The 6,042-nt window shown below is 34.3% G+C and carries 6 protein-coding genes; all 6 read left to right on the top strand.

All coding sequences use genetic code 11. The features are described 5' to 3' along the window. The coding region (locus tag RTP52_RS16750; protein ID WP_312372614.1) for a hypothetical protein at positions 1-225 on the top strand (225 nt) is incomplete at its 5' end. Between the two features lie 339 nt (positions 226-564). Beyond that, the gene (locus RTP52_RS16755; RefSeq protein ID WP_312107405.1) at positions 565-1,431 is read left to right on the top strand and encodes an ROK family protein; all 867 of its coding nucleotides are present in this window, start codon (positions 565-567) and stop codon (positions 1,429-1,431) included. Positions 1,432-1,661: 230 nt separating this feature from the next. Continuing rightward, entirely contained in the window at positions 1,662-2,165 is a 504-nt protein-coding gene (locus RTP52_RS16760; protein WP_312372615.1) for a sigma-70 family RNA polymerase sigma factor, read from the top strand. Continuing rightward, positions 2,158-3,060 carry a DUF3298 and DUF4163 domain-containing protein gene (locus RTP52_RS16765; RefSeq protein WP_312372617.1) on the top strand — a complete coding sequence of 301 codons (903 nt, stop codon included), beginning with the start codon at positions 2,158-2,160 and terminating at the stop codon, positions 3,058-3,060. The genes RTP52_RS16760 and RTP52_RS16765 overlap by 8 nt, the downstream gene beginning before the upstream one ends. Before the next feature lie 422 nt (positions 3,061-3,482). Continuing rightward, positions 3,483-4,532, top strand: coding sequence for a sugar ABC transporter substrate-binding protein (locus tag RTP52_RS16770; RefSeq protein WP_312372618.1), 1,050 nt, complete (start codon positions 3,483-3,485; stop codon positions 4,530-4,532). Further along, positions 4,516-6,009, top strand: coding sequence for a sensor histidine kinase (locus RTP52_RS16775; RefSeq protein WP_312372619.1), 1,494 nt, complete (start codon positions 4,516-4,518; stop codon positions 6,007-6,009). The genes RTP52_RS16770 and RTP52_RS16775 overlap by 17 nt, the downstream gene beginning before the upstream one ends. The last annotated feature ends 33 nt before the right edge of the window (positions 6,010-6,042 follow it).

Raw genomic sequence — 6,042 nt, forward strand, 5'->3', positions numbered from 1 at the left:
GGTGGTGTCACTGCAAAGAAAAGTGGCGAGTTGATTGGCAAAGCAGGAGAAAAAATAGGTGTACCCAAAGAAAAATGCGATCGCATCGAGAATGCTACGAATTCCTTTGGAAAGGATGTCTATTATAACAGCCAAAAAGCTGGTAAAAAGGTTGAAAAGTTTACAAACGGGGTTATTGATAAGACAAAAGAATTATACGACTCCATCACAAATAAGGATGAATAAATAGTTTTTTGTTTATCTAAAATAGAATTGAAAAGCGGGAGACCAAGTCTTTTTCATAAGATATAACTAAATCTTATGTTATACGCGGTTTTCCTGTTTTTTATGTTTAAAGTAGAAAGGTTGTAACTTCTAGTATAACTTTTCTTAAGATTGATTGCAATGTATAATTTTTGTCATGGTAGGGGAAAGTTTGCGAAACGTAAAATTCTATTTATTTGATTTCATAGAGTTTTATGCTATAATGTTACCATAACTTGATACAATTCATAGATTTTATGTTGTTGATAATAAATATTGTTAATGATTCCATAATTAATCAGAACAGTGAGGAGATTTAGTATGAAGATAGGTGCACTAGAGGCAGGCGGTACAAAGATGGTATGCGCGATCGGAGATGAAAACGGCAATATCATAGAGCGAATCAGTATTCCAACAAAAACCCCTGAAATTACGGTTCCTAAAATTATAGAGTTTTTTAAAGCAGCTAAGATTGAAGCAATCGGTGTTGGATGCTTTGGTCCTGTAGATTTAAATAGAGCATCTTCTCAGTACGGTTATATTACCTCCACTCCGAAGTTATCTTGGAGAAACTTCGATATCGTAGGAAATTTAAAACGGGAACTCAATGTACCAATTGGTTTTGATACTGACGTTAATGCATCCGCATTAGGAGAAGCTACATATGGAATCACAAAAGGTTTAGATGTTAGCATCTATATAACGATTGGAACTGGGGTAGGGGTTGGAGTCTTTATCAATGGACAATTACTACACGGAATGTTACACCCGGAGGCTGGACATATCCTCGTTGTGAGACATGAAGAGGAAACGTTTGAGGGAATTTGTCCTTATCACAAAAATTGTTTTGAAGGATTAGCGTCAGGACCAGCCATCGGAAAACGTTATGGAAAGAGTGCAGATGAGTTAAGCGCTTGTAATAACGTGTGGAAGCTAGAAGCTTACTATATAGCACAGGCACTTTATAACTATACTTGCATGTTTTCTCCAAACAAAATCGTCTTGGGTGGAGGAGTAATGCAACAAAAACAACTTTATCCGCTTATCAGAGAAGAATTTAAAAAGATAATGAACGGTTATATTGATACTAGAGAAGTGCGAGATCTAGAAAATTATATTGTTGCTCCAACATTAAATGATAACCAGGGTATCTTAGGGTGCCTGGAATTAGGAAGGAGAGAAGTATGAAGTGTGAAGAGAATTTCCAGGTGTCAAAAGACGCCACCTAAGAAATTCTAAAACTTCACACTGGTTGTTTGTGTAGCCTATGGCGGTATGTTTTTAAGTGTGACTATTTTAATAAAATAGAATGGAATAAAAAAAGTTTTCATTTGAGCAAAATCAGAATGAAACTTTTTTTATTTTCTTTTGGTCTAATGATATATAGCTATAAATTTGAAGGGATAAGGAACAGACATATGTCGGTAAAAGAAACAAGAGAAGAACGGTGTGTTCAGGCATTGTTGATTTCAAATTACAAAAAGTATTACCGGGTTGCTTATAGTTATTGTTCTAATCCGAATGATGCCATGGACATCGTTCAGGAGAGCGCATACAAAGCAATAAAATACAGCAATTCTTTAAAACATATAGAGTATGCAGATACATGGATATGTAAGATTGTAATCAATACAGCAATAAAAATGATGAATAATAAAAAGAGCGTAATATATGAACTTGATGAATCTATCCCTTACGTGGAAAATTTCGAACAAATTTATATGAAAGATTTAGTCTCAAGTTTAGAGGAACCAGAGAGAAGCATTGTTATGATGCGCTTTTTTGAAGATTATAAACTGGAGGATATCAGTAAGGTACTTGATATGAATTTAAGTACAGTTAAGTCAAAACTATATCGCGGACTTCGTAAACTTAAAAAAGAATTGGAAAATAAAGAAGATAGGAGTAGTGTGAATGAATAACAATTTAGATGGAGCTCCCCTAATGGAAGAAAGATTAGAGGATAATCGTCACTTGCTAGCATTAAAAAAAGCATATCATCAATTAGAGATTCCAATGGATGCGGCTGAAAGATTAAAAGATACCATTCACGAAGTAAAAACAAGAAAAAGAAGAAGAAGTTGGTTACAGGGTAGCGTTACAGTATTTGCAGCGGCATGTCTTTGTATCTTACTACTGTTAAATAGTAGTGCGACAATTGCGGAAGCGATGAGTAAGATACCGGGTATAGGAGGTTTGTTTGAAGTAGTAACATTCCGTCACTATGAAAATGCTACCGATGATTACTATGCGAAAGTGGACATACCAAAGATTGTTTATTATGGTATGGATGAGTCAGAATCTATTACGGAGATAAATCAAGAAATCAAAGGTTATGTCGAAAGTTTAATATCAAAATTTGAATCAGATATCAAGGTGAATGAGAACATTCATCAAAGTATGGATGTTACGTATCATGTAATATTAAATAATGATCATTGGTTTTCACTTGGTATTGACGTGTTTGAGGCAGAGGCTTCTAGTAGTCAACATACGCTTTTCTATCATATTGATAAGTCAACTGGTGAAGTGATTCAATTAAAAGACTTATTCCTTGAATCCAGTGATTATATCAGTGTCATTAGCGAAGAAGTGAAACGACAGATGAAAGAGAATATAAAAAATGGAACAGATATATATCTATTTGATGGTGATATTGACATAGATGACTTTAAGATAGATGAAAATCAAAGCTTTTATTTCAATGATTCACAGGATATTGTAATTCATTTTGATGATTATGAAATTGCGCCAGGTTCTGAAGGAAGTAAAGATTTTGTTATTCCGAAAGAGGCAGTGAAAGATATCCTAAAATAAGTGGTCAAACGTAATTTACCTCATCCAGCGTAGTGGCAATGAAGTTATCAGCAAGTAGCGTAATTGATGAGAATATCCGCTTTGACTCGAAAATAGAAAAGGTAGTAGGTAAGGTTATAAGGGACTTTACTTGCTACCTTTTTTATAGAAGAAAATATATGATTTTCTTATTCGTGTAAGGAGAATTATGTGAATTATTCTCTTTCTTGTTCATAAGGTAAGTTTTATATAATATACTTTTCATGTACTTTTCTTGTTTTAAGAAGGTTTCCATTAGAAAAACAAAAAATGGAAATAATACACAAAATATGATATAGTGTCGTTAGGATGTTAGATATTATACCGGTGTCTTGCATAGCAAGTGCACAAAAATTACTCAAGGTTTCATACCATAGGAGCTTTGAAAAATAAAAGTGATGGAGATGAGAAGAATCATTAAACGAAGGAAGATACCAATACGCTTAATCATATGTGTAATGTCAGTTTTATTTATGCTTACAGCGGCAATTACAACTATGCTCGTTTTTAAAAATCAAATAGAAAATGTAGTTAGGCAAATGGATGTTCTTACTGCTAAAGAATACGATTCCTATTATGTTATGATTGTTGGAGACCAGTCCTCTTCTTTCTGGAAGTCGGTTTATCAAAGTGCTAAAGCAGCTGGAGAAGAAGAAAATGCCTTGGTAGAATTTATGGGAGACGAGTTAGCAAGTACATTTTCAAAAGAAGAACTTATGCAGATAGCAATAGCTTCTAAAGTTGATGGCATCTTTTTAGAGGCGGATGAAAGCGCCTCATTAACAAGTCTTATTGATGAAGCAGTGGCACAGGGTATCCCGGTTATTACTGTATTAGGGGATAATACCGCAAGTAATCGACTGAGTTATGTTGGAGTTAACAATTATAACCTTGGAAAGATGTATGGTAAGCAGGTGTTAGAACTTGCAAACAAAGAGAAATGTAATGTTCTTGTTTTAATGTCAAACAAAGAGGATTGGGGACAAAACATACTATATGCTAGTATTTATGAAACAATGAAGACTGTAACAAATGCGGAGAATTCTATTCATATGAGTTCGATTAAGATAGAAGAAGATAACGCTTTTGCAGCGGAAGAATCCATCCGAGATATCTTTGTAAAAGAAGGGAGCATTCCAGACATATTGATTTGCCTTAATGAATTAAATACCACATGCGCTTATCAGGCAGTTGTAGATTACAATAAGGTGGGTGATGTTAATATCTTAGGGTATTATAATTCTGATGTCATTATAAAAGCAGTGGAAAGAAATGTTATCTACTCGACGATAAAAGTTAATACGGATCAAATCGGACGCTACCTAATTGAAGCTATGAAAGAATATCAGATAACTGGACATACCAATGAATATTATACGGTAGATACCACACTAATTACTGCAGATAATTTGAAAGAATTTATGGTAGGAGGAGGAGATGGGAAGGAAGAATGAGTTTGTTGGGATATCGTTACAAGTAAAGCTAATGTTAGCCTTTGCTGCGACGATTGTTCTGGTCTTTGGTATGAATGCATATATGTATGTGAATATCAACTATTTTATCAATCGATTGGATTCTATCTATGTTAGCAATATTAATTTGAATGAGTTAGAAGAGGAGCTTACGAATGTTCAAACTAGTATGACGAAGTTTCTCAATACAAAGACAACGGATGCGATGGAAGAGTATTATAAACATGAGCAAAGCTACAGAAATGCGATTAAGACATTAAAGGCTGAAAAATCTTCTGATAAGTTAAAACTCATGGAACGTAATATTAAAAAGATGTCAGAGCATTATTTGTTGTTAACAAATCAAACAATAGAGGCTAAGCGTGGGCGAAATGTTGAGAAATATAAAGTTAGGTATGAGAATGCAACGGCATCCTATTCCTATATTAGTACATATATTTATAGTTTAAATAATGGACTGTTTAAAAATAATTCTGTGAATTATTTAGCCCTATCAAATTCGATACGATCATTAGAACGTTTGAGTACATTTTTAATCATGTCCAGTGCATCTGCTAACATCATCGTCATTCTAATTCTAACGCAAACGATTACCAGACCACTGAAAATACTGGCTAAAACAGCAAACCAAGTTGCAGAGGGAAATTTTGATGTGGAGGTAGTTGAAGTTAGTAGTCATGATGAGGTAGGAGTTGTGACCAAAGCGTTTGATCAGATGGTGATAAGCATTCGTGATTATATTACGAGGCTGAAGGAAAGCGTAGAAAATGAACGAAATTTAAAAGAGCGAGAGTTACGAATGGAATCACATCTAAAAGATGCTCAATTAAAATATCTTCAAGCTCAGATTAACCCACACTTTTTATTTAATACATTAAATGCTGGTGCCCAACTTGCAATGTTTGAAGGTGCGGAATCCACCTGTGAATATGTTCAAAACGTAGCAGAATTCTTTCGTTATAGTATTAAGAAGAATCATGAGGTGGTAGCCCTTCATGAGGAAATCGAACTGGTTGACCATTATATTTATATTTTAAATGTGAGATATTCTGGAGCAATACATTATGAGAAACACATCGATAATAGATTAACTGAGATAGAAGTTCCAAGTATGATTTTACAGCCTATTGTCGAGAATAGCTTCCAATATGGATTACGCGATATTGAGTGGGAAGGCAAAATAGTGTTGTCGGTCTATTTAAATGGAGAAGAGATTTGCGTCAGTGTATTTGATAATGGTGTTGGAATGGAAGAAGAACTGGTGAAACAACTTAATAAAAGAAAAACAAGAGAGAAAAAGGGAAATAAGGACTCGAATGGCATTGGGCTTAATAATGTCATGGAGAGATTATCCCTTTATTTTAATCATGAGGAAGTAGTAACGATTTCAAGCGAGGGGATGAACTGTGGAACGGAGGTAACATTTCACTTACCATGGAAGTGTGAAGAGAATTTCTAAGGCGCCAAAAGACGCCGCCTAAGAAATTCTAAA

Source organism: Lachnoclostridium sp., from assembly GCF_031997925.1.
Taxonomy (GTDB): Bacteria; Bacillota; Clostridia; order Lachnospirales; family Lachnospiraceae; genus Lachnoclostridium.

Excerpts from the sequence above, each read along its gene's own strand:
- RTP52_RS16755 (WP_312107405.1), top strand. The coding sequence starts at position 565 with ATGAAGATAGGTGCACTAGAGGCAGGCGGTACAAAGATGGTATGCGCG.
- RTP52_RS16760 (WP_312372615.1), top strand. The coding sequence starts at position 1,662 with ATGTCGGTAAAAGAAACAAGAGAAGAACGGTGTGTTCAGGCATTGTTG.
- RTP52_RS16765 (WP_312372617.1), top strand. The coding sequence starts at position 2,158 with ATGAATAACAATTTAGATGGAGCTCCCCTAATGGAAGAAAGATTAGAG.
- RTP52_RS16770 (WP_312372618.1), top strand. The coding sequence starts at position 3,483 with ATGAGAAGAATCATTAAACGAAGGAAGATACCAATACGCTTAATCATA.
- RTP52_RS16775 (WP_312372619.1), top strand. The coding sequence starts at position 4,516 with ATGGGAAGGAAGAATGAGTTTGTTGGGATATCGTTACAAGTAAAGCTA.